Below are 18,285 nucleotides of genomic sequence, written 5' to 3'. Positions count from 1 at the left end.
AAAGTAAATCTTATGCCTTCGGATGTGCCTTGGCATATACTTCTCGCACTCTTTTATTTCCGGATGTCATATAAATCTGTGTTGTTGATATATCAGAATGTCCAAGCATTTCTTGTACAGACTTTAAATCTGCCCCATTTTCAACTAAATGGGAAGCAAACGAATGTCTTAATGTATGTGGTGTCAATTCTGTCTCTATGCCCGCTTTTTTGCCATACATCTTGATTAATTTCCAAAAGCCCTGGCGACTCATTGCTCCACCCTGACAATTAGGGAACATTATAACGCTGTCTTCGTTATCTCCCAACAAATACTCTCTTCCATCTGTTATATATCTTACTAAAGCCTTCTTTGCATCCGAACCAAAAGGAACAATTCTCTCCTTCTTTCTATCGTGGCAAACCACATATTCCTGTGCCAGATTTACATCATCCATTTTCAGAGTTATTAATTCAGTAACTCTCATTCCTGTTGCATATAAAAGTTCCAACATAGCCTTATCTCTTAATTCCTTAGGCGAATTTTTAGATGGCTGTTCTAACAATGCATCTACCTGACTTACAGTTAAAATTTCAGGTACCTTCTTAATAATTTTAGGCGCCTTTAACCCCACTGAAGGATTGCTCTTCATAATTTCTTCATCATATAAATAAGCAAAAAATGCCTTAATTGATGCGACATTACGTGATATAGTTGTTGTGGCTCTTCCAATGTCACTTAAATGTTTTATGTATCCTTCTAAATCATGCTTAGTAATATTTTTAATTTCTTCTATACTGCCAATATTTAAATATTCAAAAAATTTTGTAAGATCTCTTTTGTATGAAATTTCAGTATTGCTTGAAGTATCCTTTTTAGTATGCAATTGTAAAATGAATTCTTCAATTATATTCTGCATCTTTTCTCACTATCCTCTGCTTTTAGCGTGATATACCTATTATATAAGGCTTTAAAGGGAAAATCAAACACATTTTTCTCTTAAAAAACTTGTTATTTTTAAGTAATACAATATATGTATTATTTTTTGCTTTTTCAATACCATATGTAGTTATTTTTCATAATAAAAAAATCAAAATATTTTCTAAAAAGCCTCCCATTATCACTGTAACAAAAACATACAGCACCTTTTTTCTAAGCTGCATTTCATTAAAGAGTGTTAAAATTATGGCTATTTTTGTTATTAGAATTATTATTCCACATATACAAATATAATTTTGGGTATAAACTATTATTGTAATTAAACCTGAAAAATATAACCCCTGAGCAAATAGGAGAAATGCCGCCACTACATTCTTATCTTTTATAATCATAAGTATTGAATAGAAAATTATATACTTTATCAAATATAAGATTACAAATATGAAATTTCCAATAAAATTATTTATTTTTATGTTATAAATATCTTCAAAAGAAAAATCTACACTTATTACATTAAAAACAATTGTTCCAACAATTATTCCAAGCAGAAAAGTGTAGATTTTAAAATTCTTCATAAATATATTCAATGTAAGTCACACATATTTTTTATAAATTCTATGTTTTATTTTATTATTTATTACAGTATTTATAATAATATGCCAAAATAGCAGCCATTGTCTTTACATCCTGAATTTCATTTGACATAACTTTTTCAATTAATTCTTCAATAGTGTATGCAACCAATTCAATATCTTCGTCCTCGTCAAAATTCTGATGCGATTTTTGTAAATCAAATGCCACATAAATATCTATTATTTCTCCTGAATAAGCAACAGCCGGAACTATTGTGTGGAGAAATTCCATTCTTCCCGGTTTGTAACCAGTCTCTTCTTCCAACTCTCTTGTTGCACATTCAAGAGTTGGTTCTTCCACAGTGTCCTTTGCTCCCGCAGGAATTTCAAGAGAAACTCTGTTCACAACATTTCTCCACTGCTTAACCATAAGAATCTTTCCATCATCCATTACAGGCACAATAGCTGCCGCACCCTTGTGGTTAAGAAAATCCCATGTTACATGATGACCTTTAGATGTTTGGATTTCATCCTGACAAAACTCAAGAATCTTTCCCTTATAAACAACTTCACGTCCTACTCTTTTAAAATTGCCAATATTGCTCATATTTATATTAGCCTCACTTTCTATATTTTTTAATATGCTTATTTAATGTTATTACATTTATTAAAGCATGCATCTGTTGCCTCAAAAATTGCTTTTCTAAATCCATTCTTTTCTAATTCGGCAACTCCTGCAATAGTTGTTCCGCCAGGTGAACATACCATATCCTTTAATTCTCCCGGATGCTTTCCTGTTTCAAGCATCAACTTAGCAGAACCTAAAACTGTCTGTGCAACAAATTCATAAGCATCCTTTCTAGGCAATCCGCATTTTACGGCACTGTCTGCCAATGCTTCAATGAACATAAACACATACGCCGGTGAACTTCCGCTAGCACAGACAACACTATTCATAAGTTTTTCGTCAACCTTCTTTGCTTTTCCTGTTGCCTCAAAAATCTTATTAATAACATCTATTTCATTTTCATCAAATTCATTTTCATCAAAACATACTCCCGTCATTCCTTCTCCAATCATAGCTGGAGTATTAGGCATGCTTCTTACAATTCTGCCGGCTTTTAATTTTTCTTTTAACTGAGTAATTGTAAATCCCGGTGCAAGAGAAATAATAACTTTATCATTGTCTAAACTGTCATTTATTTCATCTATAACTTTTTCAAACATTTGAGGCTTTATTGCCAAAATTATGTACTTTGACTTTTCAACCACTTCTGAATTAGACATGGCATAATTCACCTTTTCTTCTTCTGCCAATTTTTTCATTTTATCCACTGATTTTCTATGAAATATAATCTGGGAACCATCAAATGTTCTTTTTGCTCCCTTTAGCATAGCCGTTCCCATATTTCCCATACCAATAAAACCAATCATATCCATTTTGTATACCTCCATATTTTCACACATTTATCATAAAGATTAAGTTATCAAAAAATCTTTTGACACTGTAATATATTAAAGTATATCCCATTATAGAAAAAAAGAAAAGGTGTTATATATAACACTAAGTAATATATAACACCTATTATTTGTAGATTTATTTTGCGTAATCTATTGCTCTGGATTCCCTAACAACGTTAACCTTAATCTGTCCCGGATATTCTAACTCAGCTTCAATCTGTTTAGAAATATCTCTAGCCATTAACACCATATCGGCATCTGTAACCTTTTCAGGAATAACCATAACTCGAATCTCTCTACCTGCCTGAATGGCAAAAGATTTGTCCACTCCCTCGAATGAATTTGTAATATCTTCTAACTGTTTAAGTCTATTTGTGTATGTCTCAAGTGTTTCTCTTCTTGCACCTGGTCTTGCAGCAGAAATAGCATCTGCAGCCTGAACGATACATGCAATAAGATTTTCAGGTTCAACGTCACCATGGTGTGCTTCAACAGCATTAATAACAACTGCTGACTCTTTGTATTTTCTACATAAGTCTACACCAAGCTGAATATGTGTGCCTTCCATTTCATGGTCAACTGCTTTACCTATATCATGTAATAAACCTGCTCTCTTAGCAATTCTTACATCTAATCCCATCTCAGCCGCTAACAATCCTGAAAGATGTGCAACTTCAATTGAGTGTTTCAAAGCATTTTGTCCATAACTTGTTCTAAACTTCATCTTACCAAGAAGTTTTACAAGTTCAGGATGTATTCCATGTACACCTACCTCTAATGTTGCTGCTTCACCTTCTTCACGAATCATAGTCTCTACTTCTTTTCGAGCCTTATTTACCATTTCTTCTATTCTTGTTGGCTGGATTCGTCCGTCTACAATCAGCTTTTCAAGTGCAATTCTTGCAATCTCTCTTCTGATTGGATCAAATCCTGATAAAACAACAGCTTCCGGTGTATCATCGATAATCAAATCAACACCTGTAAGTGATTCAAGAGTTCTAATATTTCTTCCCTCTCTACCAATAATTCTACCTTTCATTTCATCATTAGGTAGTGAAACTACAGAAATAGTTGTTTCTGAAACATGATCAGTAGCACATTTCTGGATAGCATTTACTACTATCTCCTTAGCTTTCTTATCAGCTTCTTCCTTAGCTTGAGATTCTAATTCTTTCACTAATTTTGCAGTTTCAATTTTAACTTCTTCTTCAACAGTTTTCAACAAATATTCTTTTGCCTGTTCGGAGGTTAATCCAGAGATTCTTTCAAGTTCCTGTACGCGTTTTTCGCTTAATTCGTCTACTTTAGTCTGAGCTTCGGCTAACTTTTCTTCCTTATTCTTCAGACTGTTCTCTTTCTTTTCAAGAGACTCTGACTTTCTTTCAATAGCCTCTTCCTTGTTGAGAACTCTCTTTTCATATCGTTGTACTTCAGCTCTTCGTTCTTTGATTTCCTTATCAAGTTCGTTCTTTGCTTTAAGGTTCTCTTCCTTAGCTTCCAAAAGAGCTTCCTTCTTCTTAGCTTCAGCTGACTTTATTGCTTCATCAATAATCTCTCTAGCCTTCCCCTCTGCTGAACCTATCTTCTTCTCTACAACATTCTTTCTAACCTGTGTTGCGATAAAAGCGGAAATCAGTGCAACTACTATAGCCACTACAATCAATACAATAATCCAAGTAGTAGTATTCACAGGAGCACCTCCTTATTTAGTTTTCATTGTACAATACAACAAATCTATTTTACTTTATTAGTATACTTATGTCAAGTAAACCACTAATAGATTTTGAATAGATTCCAACAATATGTCGTGTAAAATAATGAGAAAACTAATACATATTGTAGCAATAATTCTTCTCACTGAAACCATTTAAGTCAAAGATTACTCAATCACTATAACGACTTAAATTTCATCATCAAATTGACTTTCCAAATGTTCAAAATACTCTGATAATTCATTCTTTATATCTGAATATTTATAGCCTTTTCCCATTAGATATTGATACAACTTCTGCAAATCCTTCCTGTCATCCAGATTATATCTTTTAGCTCTCTTATCAATAATCTTCTTTAAAGAGTCAACATCTGAATAATCAGTTGATTCAAAGCTTTCGCTAATTATATCCTTAGATATTCCCTTAATCATTAAATCCTGAGATATCTGTCTTCCGCTTCTGGTTTTACCCTTATACTCAATGTACATTGAAGCATATCTCTTGTCATTAATAATGTCGTACTTCTTAAGGAATTCAAGAATCCTCTTGATAACATCCTCAGGGTACATTCCCTGAATTAGTTTATCCTTAATCTGCTTTTCAGTCTTGAAAGTCTTATCAAGAATATATAAAGCTCTTTCTTTTCCACGCTCATATAATAGCTGTTTAATCTCATTATATGTTACTTTAGAAATTTCCTGATTACTTTCTAATTTAAACTTTCTAATATCACCCTTATACAGTAGAAACTTCTCTTCATTATCCAATACAACTTTGTTTCTGTTCTTATAAGGCTCTATCCGCACAACCCTAATCATAATCCCTTATTGCAATTCTATATTATTCTTCACCTACAGGCTGTTCTGCTTCTTCCTGCTGTGTTCCGTCAATGTTATAGAAATCTCTAACTTTCTGTTCAACTTCTTCCATTACTGCAGGATTCTCCATAAAGTACTTCTTGGCATTCTCACGTCCCTGACCAATCTTCTCATTATTATATGCATACCATGAACCACTCTTAATAACAACACCACAGTTAGCTGCCAAGTCAAGAATATCTCCTTCTCTTGATATACCCTTACCAAACATAATATCAAATTCAGCTTCCTTAAATGGTGGTGCAATCTTATTCTTAACAACCTTAACTCTTGCGCGGTTACCTACCATCTCGCCACCTGTCTTAAGTGTTTCAACTCTTCTAACATCCATTCTAACAGAAGCGTAGAATTTTAACGCTCTACCACCTGTAGTTGTTTCAGGGTTACCAAACATTACACCAATCTTCTCTCTTAACTGGTTAATAAAAATTACAGTACATCCTGTCTTGTTCATAATACCTGTTAATTTACGTAATGCCTGTGACATGAGACGTGCATGCTGTCCCATATGAGATTCACCCATTTCGCCGTCAATTTCGGCCTTAGGAACTAATGCTGCAACAGAGTCAACTACTATAATGTCAACTGCACCTGATCTTACCATTGTTTCAGTAATTTCAAGCGCCTGTTCTCCATAGTCAGGCTGTGAAATATATAAATTATCAATATCAACACCTATAGCCTTAGCATATACAGGATCAAGTGCATGTTCTGCATCAATAAAACCTGCAACTCCGCCTCTCTTCTGAACTTCCGCAATCATATGAAGAGCTACAGTAGTCTTACCACTTGATTCAGGTCCATAGATTTCAACTACTCTGCCCTTAGGTATTCCTCCCATACCCAAAGCAAGATCCAAGCTTAAAGAACCTGTAGGAATAGTTTCCACATTCATAGACTTACCTGAATCTCCTAACTTCATAATTGAACCTTTACCATGCTGTCTTTCAATCTGCGCAATGGCTGCATCCAATGCTTTTAATTTATCTTCTTTATTCATCTCGTCGTCTTCCTCTCTTTTCGAACTTGTGTTCGTAATAATATTAATATAATATTTTAGTCCTGTCAATACCAACGGAAAATTTTTTATAGAACTTTCTGTGTAAATTAGCATTTATCGTACATTGCTTTAACCATAAGTACATCTTACTACTTGTTCATTCAATAAGCAACATAATAATTGAATTTTTATCATACATTTTTATAATTCTTGGGGATTTAATGTGATTTTTTAAAAATATTGATTAATCTTTTTCCATATTTTTCCTGTGGGTAAACATTTTATAGTTACGGCTTATTAAGTAACATTTTCATTCATAATAAAATTTAATGAAACAGAAAGATGAGGTAGCGAAAATGAAAGAGATTAATTACAAAGCTATAAGCAACAAAATCAGAAGGAAACGAGTTTCAATGGGACTTACCCAGGAATATCTTGCAACTGCCGCAGATGTAAATGTAAGCCATATAAGCAATATCGAAAACTGCCATAGCAAAGTATCACTTAACACGTTAGTTTACATATGTAAAGCCATGAACACAACCCTTGACTATGTTGTCAGCGAAGAATATTCTTCCGACAACGAATCACTTGACCAACAGATAATTTTAGAGCTAAAAAAATGTGATACTGTTTTAAAAGAAAAAATACTCAAAATAATAAAAGACCTACAATAATAGTTAATCTTTCATATAAGTATAACAAAGTTTCATTTAGATTTACTACATATGAAATAAAAAATAGGTTACACAAAATCAATGTAACCTATTTTCTATATTGTTCAATATTTTTGACATTATTTATCAAGCATTTTTTCAATTGTTGCAATCTTAGTGCAAACAATTAAAATCTTGCTAGCTTCAACCAATTCTTCAGGTGAAGGGAATGATGGAGCGATTCTAATATTTTTATCTTCAGGATCTTTTCCATAAGGATATGTTGCTCCTGCTCCTGTAAGTACCATTCCTGCTTCCTTACACATCTGAACAACCTTCTTAGCACAGCCTTCCATTACATCAAAAGAAATGAAATATCCACCCTTAGGGTTTGTCCATGTTGCAATGTCAGCCTCTTTTAATTCCTTGTCAAGCATTGTAATAACAGCCTGAAATTTAGGTCTGAGTTTTTCAGCATGTTTCATCATATGCTTTTTAACTCCATTAATATCTTTGAAGTATCTTACGTGTCTTAACTGATTGATTTTGTCATGACCAATTGTCTGAATAGTCATCTGCTTCTTAATAAATTCAATATTATTCTTTGAAGTTGCAAGTGCAGCCACACCGGAACCAGGGAATGTTACCTTAGATGTTGATGCAAATTCATAAACCATATCAGGATTTCCTGCCTTTTCACATTCTGAAAGAATATCTAGAATCTGATCCTGATTAGCCTCGTCATCGTATAAATGATGAATTCCATAAGCATTATCCCAATATATTCTAAAGTCTTCTGCTGCCGGCTTTAATGCAGCCATTCTCTTTACTACTTCATCTGAATAAGATGTTCCTGTAGGGTTAGCATATTTTGGAACACACCAAATGCCTTTTATTGCAGCATCCTTACTTACTAATTCTTCTACCATATCCATGTCAGGGCCATCTTCTAACAATGGAACATTAATCATTTCAATGCCAAACTGCTCTGTAACAGCAAAATGTCTGTCATATCCCGGAACAGGGCATAACCATTTGACTTTTTCAAGTTTACACCAAGGTGTAGAACCGTTAACTCCATGTGTGTATGAACGTGAAACTGTGTCATACATAATATTTAAACTTGCATTTCCATAAACAATAACGTTTTCAGGCTTAGTACCCATTATATCAGCCATTAACTTCTTTGCTTCAGGAATACCATCCATAACACCATAGTTTCTACAATCAAAACCGTTTTCACTCTTTAATTCTGACTTGCTGTTAAATACATCAAGCATATCCATTGATAAATCTAACTGGTCAGGTCCCGGTTTTCCTCTGGACATGTCAAGGCTAATATTTTTTGCACATATCTCCTTGTAAGCTTCCTTCTGCTTTAATAACTCTTCCTCTAACTGTTCTTTAGTCAAATCTCTGTACGCCAACATAACTTTCCTCCGTTATTTTTCATAGAATTAATTTTTCAAAACCTGAATATTCTTTGCCACATAATCAATCATAGAAATAATTGTAAGTGCAAGAGATATCCATATTAAAATCCAACCAATGATATCAAATGATTTAAGAGGGATATCAAGGATTAGGACAATAATCATTATCATCTGGAATGTTGTTTTAAATTTTCCCCACCATCCTGCGGCAAGAACAATTCCCTGATCTGCAGCTAATGTTCTAAAACCACTTATAAACAACTCTCTGCTTATAATTATAATAACAATCCATACCGGAATCTTGCTTCCGCAAAGACAGATAAGTGCTGCACTAACCAAAAGTTTATCTGCTAAAGGATCCATAAACTTTCCAAAATTAGTTACAAGATTATATTTTCTTGCAATCTTTCCATCAAGCATATCTGTTAAACTTGCAATAATAAAAACTCCAACTGCAATATAATTGTTGTAAGGTATAGTATTAACTAACATTAATACAACAAAAACAGGAATACATAGAATTCTAAATATTGTTAATTTGTTAGGTAAATTCATAAATTCCTCCATTCTATTCATCTAACTGACCAATAAGATCATAGTCATTAATACCTGTAACTTTAACTTTGACAAAATCACCTGTCATAAGTTCTTCGTCTGTAATTATGAAAATATTACTGTCAATGCCCGGAACATCCATATAAGTACGTCCCATATAAGCATTTTCACCGGATATTCTTCCTTCAATCATAGCTATGTATGTTTTTCCAATGTGTTTTTCTGAATTGTCAAACACAATATCCTGCTGTAATTCCATAATGTCATTACGTCTGTCTTCTTTTACTTCCTCATCAATCTGATTAGGCATGTTAGCTGCCGGAGTATTCTCCTCTGCTGAATAAGTAAACACTCCCAGACGTTCAAATTCCATCTCATTTACAAAATCAAGATTAATCTGGTGATCTTCTTCTGTTTCACCCGGGAATCCTGTTATTAATGTTGTTCTAAGAACAATATCAGGGATTCTCTTTCTAAGCTTTCCAATTATGTCACGCAAGTCTTTATTTGTTGTTCTTCTTCCCATCTTCTTTAAGATAGTATCGCTTGCATGCTGAATTGGTAAATCCAGATAATTACAAATCTTCTTTTCTGATGCTATAACATCAATTAATTCATCATATATTTCTTCCGGATAGCAATACAAAATTCTAATCCAGTAAATACCTGAAATCTTAGCTAATTCTTTTAAAAGAATATGAAGTGACTTCTTTCCGTAAATATCTTTTCCATACATTGTAGTTTCCTGTGCTACAAGAATAAGCTCCTTAACTCCCTGCTCGGCAAGTTTCTTTGCTTCATCTATCAAGTATTCCATCTTTACGCTTCTGTAATTTCCACGTACCTTTGGAATAATACAGTAAGTACAATGCTTGTCGCAACCTTCTGCAATCTTAAGATATGCATAACTGCCCATAGTTGAAAGATTACGTGGTGCATTAGCGGCCGCAAGGAAATCAACGTCCTTTAAATATTCTTTCTTCTTATGTTCTTTAAAATAATCATCAAGGGCACTTACAATGCTGTCAATTGCTGTTGTTCCAATGCAAATATCCACTTCCGGAATTTCTGTTTTAATTTCTTCATGATATCTCTGTGCAAGACATCCTGCCAAAACTAAAGCTTTACACTGTCCTTCTTCTTTATATCTTGCCATTTCAAAAATAGTCTCAATGCTTTCTTCCTTAGCATCCTTTATGAAACAACAACTATTTATAATGATAATATCTGCCTGTGTCTCATCATCAGTAAATTCATAGCCTGCCTTAGACAAAAGTCCTGACATATGTTCAGAATCTACTAAGTTCTTGTCACAGCCAAGAGATACAAATAAAATCTTCAAATACACACTCCTCTATAAGATTATAGAAAAAAAGTGTCACTACTGACACTTATTCTTCCTCATCATCTCCTAAAATCTTAATTTTAGAATTATAAAGCTCTTCTACAGCTATTGATAAAGGCTTCTTTCCCTCTGCTTTTTCAACTAAAGGTGCATCACCTGCAATAATCTGTCTGGCTCTCTTTGATGTAGCCATAACGATAGAATATCTGCTCTGTACTACCGGCTGTTCGCCATCTTCAACCTCACTGTTAGCTACTGCCATTAAATCTGAATATGATGGATGTAACATATTTATTCTCCTTTCGAAAACTTTAAAATATCATTTTTAATCTTATTAACACAATCAGAACCTATAAGTTCCGGATTATTGTCTGTTACAATGTCATTAATACGTGCTGCACAATCTGCAATCTCATCATTTATTACAAAATAATCATATTTATCAATAACACCTGTTTCTTCTGCAGCCTTGCTTAAACGCTTGTTAATAACTTCCATAGTCTCTGTCTGCCTTCCAACAAGTCTTTCTTTAAGTGTATCTGCATTAGGCGGTAAAACGAAAATCATAACTGCCTCAGGCATCATCTTCTTAACCTGAAGAGCACCCTGAGTTTCAATCTCAAGAATAACGTTATTACCTTCATTTATGTTCTTTTCAACAAAATCTCTTGGAGTTCCGTAATAATTACCTACATAATTAGCATACTCCAAAAGCTGATTATTCTTAATCATATCTTCAAACTTTTCAGTTGTAAGGAAATGATAATGTGTGCCGTCAACCTCGCCCTCTCTAGGACTTCTTGTTGTGGCTGAAATTGAAATCTTGTAATCTGAATAATTATCAAGAATATATTTTACAACTGTTCCTTTTCCAACTCCGGAAAAACCTGAAATAATTAATAACTTACCTTTTTTCATAATATGACCTACTCTATATTTTGAATTTGTTCCCTAACCTTCTCGATATCCGTCTTAAGTTCAATAGCCTTATCAGAAATCTCCTGGTCAGATGTTTTAGATAATGTAGTATTAGCTTCCCTGTTCATTTCCTGTGCTATAAAGTCCAATCTTCTTCCGATTGTTCCGCCATTAATTAACGCTTCCTTCATAGCCTTAATATGACTGTCAAGTCTTACAAGTTCTTCATCAACACAAACCTTGTCAGCAAACATTGTAACTTCCTGAGCAATTCTTGCTTCATCAATCTGAGTTTCTTCTAACAATTCATGAATCCTTGTTGTGATTTTCTCCTTGTATTCTTCAACAATAATCGGTGACTTTTCAGTAATAAACTGAACATTTAAAACCATACCGTCTAATTTCTTAATTAAATCTGTTTTCAGTCTTTCACCTTCAGCAATTCTTGTTTCAACAAGTCTCTCTGTTGCTCCGTCAATAGCCTTAATAACTAAAGACTTAATAATCTCTTCGTCATCAGCTTCATTCTCAATGGTTATAACATCAGGGCTTCTCATAATGTAACTTGTTCTTACATCATTCTCAATGCCAAGATCCTCACTTATTCTTGCATAACATTCAAAGTATTCCCTTGCAAGTGTAGGATTATATCTTACACATTCATTGCCCTCTCCCTGATTTTCATAAGTAATGAATACGTCAACTTTTCCTCTTTCAACATACTTCTTTAACTCATTTCTTATTTCACCTTCAAGAAAATTAAGCTTCTTAGGTAATTTAATGCCTAACTCTAAATATCTGTGATTAACAGACTTAATCTCTACAGTAACCTTTCTGTCGCCTTCAGAAACTTCAAATCTGCCAAATCCCGTCATACTTTTTAACATTTTCATCTCCCAGCCTTGGTATACATATGACAAATACAAGCCATTAAACGCTGTATACCTAAAGTCTTTAATAATTTATGACCTAGTCCTAGTCATAATTCACTTTATTATAATTCATGAAAGCCGTACCGTCAAGGTTGACTTAATAAAGAAATAATAATAAAATTCAACTAGCATTTTAAATAAGGAGAAATATTATGGCTTTTGACGGCGTTACAGTGGCTGCTCTTGTTAAAGAATTCAACACCACTTTAAAAGATGGAAGGATATATAAAATCGCACAGACAGAATCAGATGAGCTTATGCTTACATTTAAAGCTGACAAGTCTCAGTATAGAATGCTTCTTAGTGCTAACGCAAGCCTTCCTTTAATATATTTTACAAATAATAACAAACCAAGTCCAATGACAGCACCTAATTTCTGTATGTTACTTAGAAAACATATTAATAATGGAAGAATTGTCAGTATAACACAGCCTGGACTTGAGCGAATCGTTGATTTTGAAATTCAACATCTTGATGAACTTGGCGACATAAAAATCAAGCATCTTATAATTGAATTGATGGGTAAACACAGCAATATTATTTTTACGGACGACAACAATATGATAATCGACAGTATTAAACATATTACTTCTGTAATGAGTTCCGTAAGACAGGTATTGCCGGGTAAACCTTATTTTATTCCGGACACCATGGATAAACACAATCCAATGGAAGCTACAAGAGAATCTTTTATGGAAACTGTTTTTTCAAATGCTATGCCTGTTTCAAAAGCAATCTTTACATCTTATACAGGAATTAGTCCTGCCATAGCTGAAAGTCTTTGCTTTGAGAACAAACTTGATTCTTCAATGCCCGCCAATGTTTTGGCACACGGTGACCAGAATCTTATTTGGATGAGTTTTTATCAGTTAATTAACCGAATTAAAGATGGAAACTTCACTCCTTTAATATATGAGAAAAATGGCAAGCCTGAAGACTTTGGTGCTGTTCCACTTTCAATATATGGTGATTGCACTGTAACTAATTACGAAAGTATTAGTTTATTATTGGAAGACTTTTATTCCAAAAAGAATCTGTACACAAGAATGCGCCAGAAATCTTCCGACTTAAGACGTATTGTTTCCACTGCTCTTGAAAGAGACAGAAAGAAATACAATATTCAGCTTAAGCAGATGAAGGACACTGAGAAAAAAGATAAATACAAAGTATATGGCGAAATTCTCACTGCCTACGGATATTCAATTGAACCTGGTACCAAGAAATTTGAAACCGAGAATTTCTACACAGGAGAGCCTATTACAATTCCATTAGATGAAACATTATCTCCTATAGATAATGCCAAAAAGTTCTATGACAAGTATGCCAAGTTAAAGCGTACAGGGGATGCATTAATTGATATTATTAAGACAACTAAAGCATCAATTGATTATCTTGAAACAATCAACGTATCAATTGATATGGCAACAAGCGAGCATGACTTAAAGGCAATTCAGCAGGAACTTGTTCAGACAGGCTACATTAAACATAAGAAAACAAATAACAAAAAAGAAAAGAACCTTAGTAAGCCACTTCACTTCGTCTCCTCAGACGGCTTTGATATATTTGTTGGCAAAAACAATATTCAAAATGAAGAACTTACATTTAAAGTTGCCACAGGAAACGATTGGTGGTTCCATAGCAAAACTTTCCCCGGTTCACACGTTATTGTAAAAGCTAACAATAGTGAATTACCTGACAAAACTTTCGAGGAAGCTGCAAGACTTGCCGCTCATTTTTCAAAGGGACAGGCTCAGGACAAGGTTGAAATAGATTACATTCAAAAGAAACACATCAAAAAAGTTGCCGGTGCAATGCCCGGATTTGTAATCTATCACACCAACTACTCAATGAACATATCTCCTGACATAACAGGAATAAAAGAAATTTAATTACATTTAATAAAGGAGCAGATTCACATTGAACTGCTCCTTTTAAACATACCCTATTTTTAGTATAGACAATAGAACCTACATGAACCACTACTTTCAAATCATAATTAATTCTCTATTTTAAAATAAATTCCATCTGTGTTTCTTTTGGAACCATACCCATTTTTTCATAAAATCTGCGGGCTGTATCGTTGCCTTCCCAAACGTTAAGTGTAACTTCATAACAGCCCATTTTCTTTGCTTCTTCCTTAACATGCTCAAAAATCTTCTGCCCTACATGTTTTCCTCTAATATTTTGATCCACACACAAATCATCAATAAATAAAGAATCAAACGGCACCATATTAGTTGAAAATGGCTGTTTCTTCTTTATACAAAAAGCATATCCCATAACACTGTCATTCTCATCTACTGCCACATACACAGGTCTGTTAGCATCATTAAAAATTTCCATTAATTCCTCTTTTGTATATTTTGTTGTTCCACCAATAAAAATGTCCGGTCTGATTTTTGCATGTATATTTAAAACCTGTGTTAGTAATTTAATTACTGAATCTATATCTTTTTCTTCTGCTAATCTAATGTTCATTTATATTCTCCTTTGCTGTCATATAACATTTCTTCTTATATTTTTTATTAAATATATCCGTAATTATTATAGCAAATAAAATAAAAAAAGCACAGAAAAACATTATTGCTGCAAGCATGGCTCCCAATGGACAGATGTAAATTGACACTGCATCCATCCAACCTGAAACAATTCCCATACCTACGGCTGAGCCTATGCAAGCAATGACAAAGCCGGTTCTGCAGAAGAGAAACTCTAACAGGAACATATTTCATTTTTTAATTTTCGTGCTGCAGAATTAAGTGGATGCTGGCAATCATGTACAATACATACTTCTCTATTAGGAATTTTTTCTTTTAAAGAAATCTCAACAATTTCGTTTTTCTCAATACTTTCTCTTGCCATAGGTTCAGGAACAAATGCCATTCCTAAATCTGACTTTACCAAAGGAATAATCTGGTCTGTAGTTGCCACCTCAGTGTCAGGATTAAGTTCAATACCATATTTTAAAAATATCTTATTATAAAAATCGTATGTAGTAGTTTCCTGCCCCAAACTAATTAATGGATAGTCTTTAAGATTTTTTAAAGAAATATTGTCATCTTTTATATGCTCAAAATCAGTTCCTCCTATTAATATTTCCTTAAATGAACATAAGATTGTTTTTTCTAAAGGCGACTTAACCTTTACAGGTGTTGATACAACTGCAAAATCTATCTTGCCACTTTTCACAGCCTCAATTGCCTGTGGCGTTGAATGGTTATATATTTTTAGTCTTACTTTTGGATACATTTTGTGAAAGGATTTTAGAATATCTAATAAAAATATATTTAAGGCAGTTTCGCTTGCTCCAATAGAAATACTTCCCTGAAAAATTCCTTCATCGTCAGCCAGTTCTTCCTCTGCCTCTAAAAGTTGTGCCATAGCAATTGACACATGTTCATATAAACGCTTTCCTTCCTGTGTAAGCTGCACACCTCTGTTCGTTCTAACAAATAAAGTACTGTTAATCTGTTGTTCCAAACAATTCATTGCTCTTGTAACATTAGGCTGACTGTTACCTAATACCTGAGCTGCTCTTGTAAAATTCTCATATTTAGCAACATAATAAAAAATTTTATAATAATCTAAATTTACATTCATGGCATTCTCCTTGGTATATTAATTTCTTATTGCTATCATATCAATTATGATTTTTACTTATTTCTATAATCATAGTATAATCTAGCCGAATGAAATTTTCAAGAAAGGGTGTGAGTTGTATGAGAGAAGGAACAATTTTTCCAAGAGAAGAAAAAACAGAAGTGTTATTTCAGAAAATTCTTGATGATTCCTGGGCATGCGAAAAACTTCAGGAAACATTTTGCAATTATCTTTTTTGCGATGATGAAATCAATAGCTATTTATCTCCATTAGAATTCTCACAGGCATTATTCAATGCTTATCACAATAGAGATTTATCAGCCTTTTTGATGGCTATTTGTGAAAATACTATATTTGATTTACTTAGAAATTCATATCTGATTCCATATAGATTTAATGCTGACGGAATAGAAAATCCTGTAATTATGACCGACGATAATGGATTATTACTTCCAAAGTATAAATCAAAAGTTCACGAAAAAGACTACAATCATTTTCATGAAATATATAAAGAATTAAATAACAATAAAAAAATATATCTTGCAAAAGCATATAGCTATAATCATAAATACACTTCAGACAATATGGAAATGAAGCAGCAGATTCTTGAAAAAAATACAGGTATATTAATTATTAGAGAATTGCCTGACACTGTAACGGCTAACAAAACTGAAGCCGAAGCCTATTCAGCAGTTTGGGACTTAATGATTGAACTTGAAAAGAATCTCCCTATGGCATTTGTTTTTTATGGTCAGGACTCACTTGTGGAAAATAATAAAAGATATGATGAAATTGGAATATTTCTTCCAAATTCCATCTTTTTAAAACATTTAGAAAAACATGTAGCGAAAGCAGAGGCGATTATATATGCCAACAAATAATTACATTGATATTATGGAAAAAAACCATATGGAAATTCCATGGCATGATTATACCGGTGATGACAGTAATACATTAATTAAAGAGTCAGGTTTGATTGAAAAAGCATCTGTTATTGGCAGAGTTGGTTTAATTATGCTTTCCTGTGGCACAGGTGCATGGCGTGTAAGAACTTCAATGAACAAACTTTCAAAGGAACTTCATGTTACATGTACAGTTGATGTTGGACTTATGTCCATTGAATTTAACTGTTTTGATGGAAAAGACTGTGTTTCACAGTCTCTTAGTATAGCTAACACAGGGGTTAATACTTCAAAGCTTTACAGAATGGAACAATTTGTTGACAACTTTCCAAAGGAAGACGCCCATTTGACCGGTGAAGAAATTCACAAACGACTTGATGAAATAGAGAAAATTCATACATTGTATTCTCCTGTTAAATTAGGTCTTGCTGCAGCTTTTGCCTGTTGTGGTTTTACATTTCTTCTTGGAGGCGGGCCAATTGAAATGCTTTTTGCGTTTATTGCAGCCGGTGTTGGAAATATTGTCCGTACAAAGCTTATAAAACATCATTTTACATTATTTTTAAACATAGCAGCATCGATTTCAATCGCATGTTTGGTTTATGCCATTTGTTTTAATGTTGCTGAGTCTGTGCTTGGTATTGCCCATGTACATGAAGCCGGATATATATGCTCCATGTTATTTATAATTCCCGGCTTTCCATTTATAACAAGCGGTATTGACCTTGCTAAGCTAGATTTACGTTCAGGTCTTGAACGATTAACATACTCAATAATAATTATATTAGTAGCAACAATGTTTGCCTGGATTATGGCACTTCTGTTAAAGCTACAACCACAGGATTTCACAACAATACACATGAGTAAAATTTTACTATTAGTATTAAGAATAATAACAAGTTTTTGTGGTGTATTTGGTTTCTCAATTATGTTTAACAGTTCTATACCAATGGCTACAACAGCCGCCTGTATTGGTGCAGTTGCAAACACACTCCGTTTAGAACTTATAGATTTTACACACATGCCTTACTCTGTGGCAGCTTTTATTGGTGCCCTAACAGCCGGGCTTCTTGCTTCTTTCATAAAAAGCAATAATGGATATCCACGAATATCCCTTACCGTTCCTTCCATTGTAATTATGGTTCCGGGACTTTATTTATACAGAGCAATTTACAATTTTGGCATTATGTCACTTACGGAAGCTGTCTCATGGTTCTCATTAGCTATTATGATTATTATGGCTCTTCCATTAGGATTAATTTTTGCCAGAATATTAACTGATAAAACTTTCCGTTACTGCACGTAATGGTGTGTTTAAAACATAGATTGGCTTTTCCCTTTTTCAGTCAATGTTTTATTCACGCTTAAAAGAGAAAACACAGTTGTGAACAATGGTTCACAAC

The 18,285-nt window shown here is 33.5% G+C and carries 20 protein-coding genes; 4 read left to right on the top strand and 16 right to left on the bottom strand.

All coding sequences use genetic code 11. The annotated features are described in order from the left end of the window. Positions 1-10: 10 nt before the first annotated feature. The 7 genes from xerD to recA form a co-directional block, all read right to left on the bottom strand. Positions 11-898, bottom strand: coding sequence for a site-specific tyrosine recombinase XerD (gene xerD, locus NQ558_RS08150; RefSeq protein WP_005362824.1), 888 nt, complete (start codon positions 896-898; stop codon positions 11-13). Positions 899-1,055: 157 nt separating this feature from the next. Beyond that, the gene (locus NQ558_RS08145; protein ID WP_005362825.1) at positions 1,056-1,493 is read right to left on the bottom strand and encodes a hypothetical protein; all 438 of its coding nucleotides are present in this window, start codon (positions 1,491-1,493) and stop codon (positions 1,056-1,058) included. Positions 1,494-1,548: 55 nt separating this feature from the next. Continuing rightward, entirely contained in the window at positions 1,549-2,097 is a 549-nt protein-coding gene (locus NQ558_RS08140) for an NUDIX domain-containing protein (protein WP_005362827.1), read from the bottom strand. 38 nt (positions 2,098-2,135) lie between these two features. Continuing rightward, complete coding sequence (gene proC, locus NQ558_RS08135; RefSeq protein WP_040447050.1) at positions 2,136-2,930, bottom strand: pyrroline-5-carboxylate reductase; 795 nt, start codon at positions 2,928-2,930, stop codon at positions 2,136-2,138. Positions 2,931-3,087: 157 nt separating this feature from the next. After that, positions 3,088-4,641 (bottom strand): ribonuclease Y, encoded by a 1,554-nt coding sequence (rny, locus tag NQ558_RS08130; protein WP_242652143.1) that lies wholly within the window; start codon positions 4,639-4,641, stop codon positions 3,088-3,090. 210 nt (positions 4,642-4,851) lie between these two features. Beyond that, positions 4,852-5,481, bottom strand: a complete 630-nt coding sequence (locus NQ558_RS08125; protein ID WP_005362833.1) for a regulatory protein RecX — start codon at positions 5,479-5,481, stop codon at positions 4,852-4,854. 22 nt (positions 5,482-5,503) lie between these two features. Then, complete coding sequence (gene recA / locus NQ558_RS08120) at positions 5,504-6,541, bottom strand: recombinase RecA (protein ID WP_040447052.1); 1,038 nt, start codon at positions 6,539-6,541, stop codon at positions 5,504-5,506. Positions 6,542-6,870: 329 nt separating this feature from the next. Here recA and NQ558_RS08115 point away from each other — a divergent pair, with 329 nt between their 5' ends. After that, on the top strand, positions 6,871-7,218 hold the full coding sequence (locus NQ558_RS08115) for a helix-turn-helix domain-containing protein (protein WP_005362836.1): 348 nt from the start codon (positions 6,871-6,873) through the stop codon (positions 7,216-7,218). A 119-nt stretch (positions 7,219-7,337) separates the two neighbouring features. Here NQ558_RS08115 and NQ558_RS08110 read toward each other — a convergent pair whose 3' ends face one another. From NQ558_RS08110 to NQ558_RS08085, 6 genes are read right to left on the bottom strand one after another with little or no spacing between them, the layout of a single operon-like run. After that, positions 7,338-8,627 carry an aspartate aminotransferase type Ic gene (locus tag NQ558_RS08110; RefSeq protein ID WP_005362839.1) on the bottom strand — a complete coding sequence of 430 codons (1,290 nt, stop codon included), beginning with the start codon at positions 8,625-8,627 and terminating at the stop codon, positions 7,338-7,340. 27 nt (positions 8,628-8,654) lie between these two features. After that, positions 8,655-9,185, bottom strand: coding sequence for a CDP-diacylglycerol--glycerol-3-phosphate 3-phosphatidyltransferase (pgsA, locus tag NQ558_RS08105; protein ID WP_040447056.1), 531 nt, complete (start codon positions 9,183-9,185; stop codon positions 8,655-8,657). Between the two features lie 13 nt (positions 9,186-9,198). Further along, positions 9,199-10,527 carry a 30S ribosomal protein S12 methylthiotransferase RimO gene (rimO, locus tag NQ558_RS08100; RefSeq protein ID WP_040447058.1) on the bottom strand — a complete coding sequence of 443 codons (1,329 nt, stop codon included), beginning with the start codon at positions 10,525-10,527 and terminating at the stop codon, positions 9,199-9,201. 49 nt (positions 10,528-10,576) lie between these two features. After that, complete coding sequence (gene rpoZ / locus NQ558_RS08095; protein WP_040447059.1) at positions 10,577-10,819, bottom strand: DNA-directed RNA polymerase subunit omega; 243 nt, start codon at positions 10,817-10,819, stop codon at positions 10,577-10,579. Between the two features lie 2 nt (positions 10,820-10,821). After that, positions 10,822-11,448 carry a guanylate kinase gene (gene gmk, locus NQ558_RS08090; protein WP_005362846.1) on the bottom strand — a complete coding sequence of 209 codons (627 nt, stop codon included), beginning with the start codon at positions 11,446-11,448 and terminating at the stop codon, positions 10,822-10,824. Between the two features lie 8 nt (positions 11,449-11,456). After that, complete coding sequence (locus tag NQ558_RS08085) at positions 11,457-12,335, bottom strand: YicC/YloC family endoribonuclease (protein WP_040447064.1); 879 nt, start codon at positions 12,333-12,335, stop codon at positions 11,457-11,459. Positions 12,336-12,532: 197 nt separating this feature from the next. Between NQ558_RS08085 and NQ558_RS08080 the strand changes: the two genes are divergently transcribed. Then, positions 12,533-14,269, top strand: coding sequence for an Rqc2 family fibronectin-binding protein (locus NQ558_RS08080; RefSeq protein WP_005362849.1), 1,737 nt, complete (start codon positions 12,533-12,535; stop codon positions 14,267-14,269). Between the two features lie 115 nt (positions 14,270-14,384). Here the strand turns inward: NQ558_RS08080 and NQ558_RS08075 are convergent, their stop codons facing one another. The 3 genes from NQ558_RS08075 to NQ558_RS08065 are packed head-to-tail and all read right to left on the bottom strand — an operon-like array spanning position 14,385 to position 15,980. Beyond that, positions 14,385-14,858: a GNAT family N-acetyltransferase gene (locus NQ558_RS08075; protein WP_005362851.1), complete on the bottom strand. Its 474-nt coding sequence runs from the start codon at positions 14,856-14,858 to the stop codon at positions 14,385-14,387. Continuing rightward, positions 14,848-15,036, bottom strand: coding sequence for a hypothetical protein (locus tag NQ558_RS08070; protein ID WP_040447066.1), 189 nt, complete (start codon positions 15,034-15,036; stop codon positions 14,848-14,850). Before NQ558_RS08070 ends, NQ558_RS08075 begins: the two co-directional genes overlap by 11 nt. Positions 15,037-15,092: 56 nt before the next feature. Beyond that, a complete protein-coding gene (locus NQ558_RS08065) occupies positions 15,093-15,980 on the bottom strand; it encodes a LysR family transcriptional regulator (protein WP_005362854.1) in 888 nt (295 codons plus the stop codon). Between the two features lie 119 nt (positions 15,981-16,099). On the opposite strand from NQ558_RS08065, the gene NQ558_RS08060 reads away from it, so the two are divergent. Together NQ558_RS08060 and NQ558_RS08055 are read left to right on the top strand one after the other, a co-directional pair. Then, positions 16,100-16,861 (top strand): DUF4866 domain-containing protein, encoded by a 762-nt coding sequence (locus tag NQ558_RS08060; protein WP_040447068.1) that lies wholly within the window; start codon positions 16,100-16,102, stop codon positions 16,859-16,861. Beyond that, complete coding sequence (locus NQ558_RS08055) at positions 16,848-18,188, top strand: threonine/serine exporter family protein (protein ID WP_259907381.1); 1,341 nt, start codon at positions 16,848-16,850, stop codon at positions 18,186-18,188. The genes NQ558_RS08060 and NQ558_RS08055 overlap by 14 nt, the downstream gene beginning before the upstream one ends. The last annotated feature ends 97 nt before the right edge of the window (positions 18,189-18,285 follow it).

This window comes from Eubacterium ventriosum (genome assembly GCF_025150745.1).
Taxonomy (GTDB): Bacteria; Bacillota; Clostridia; order Lachnospirales; family Lachnospiraceae; genus Eubacterium_G; species Eubacterium_G ventriosum.
This window is presented reverse-complemented; position numbering and strand designations above follow the sequence as displayed.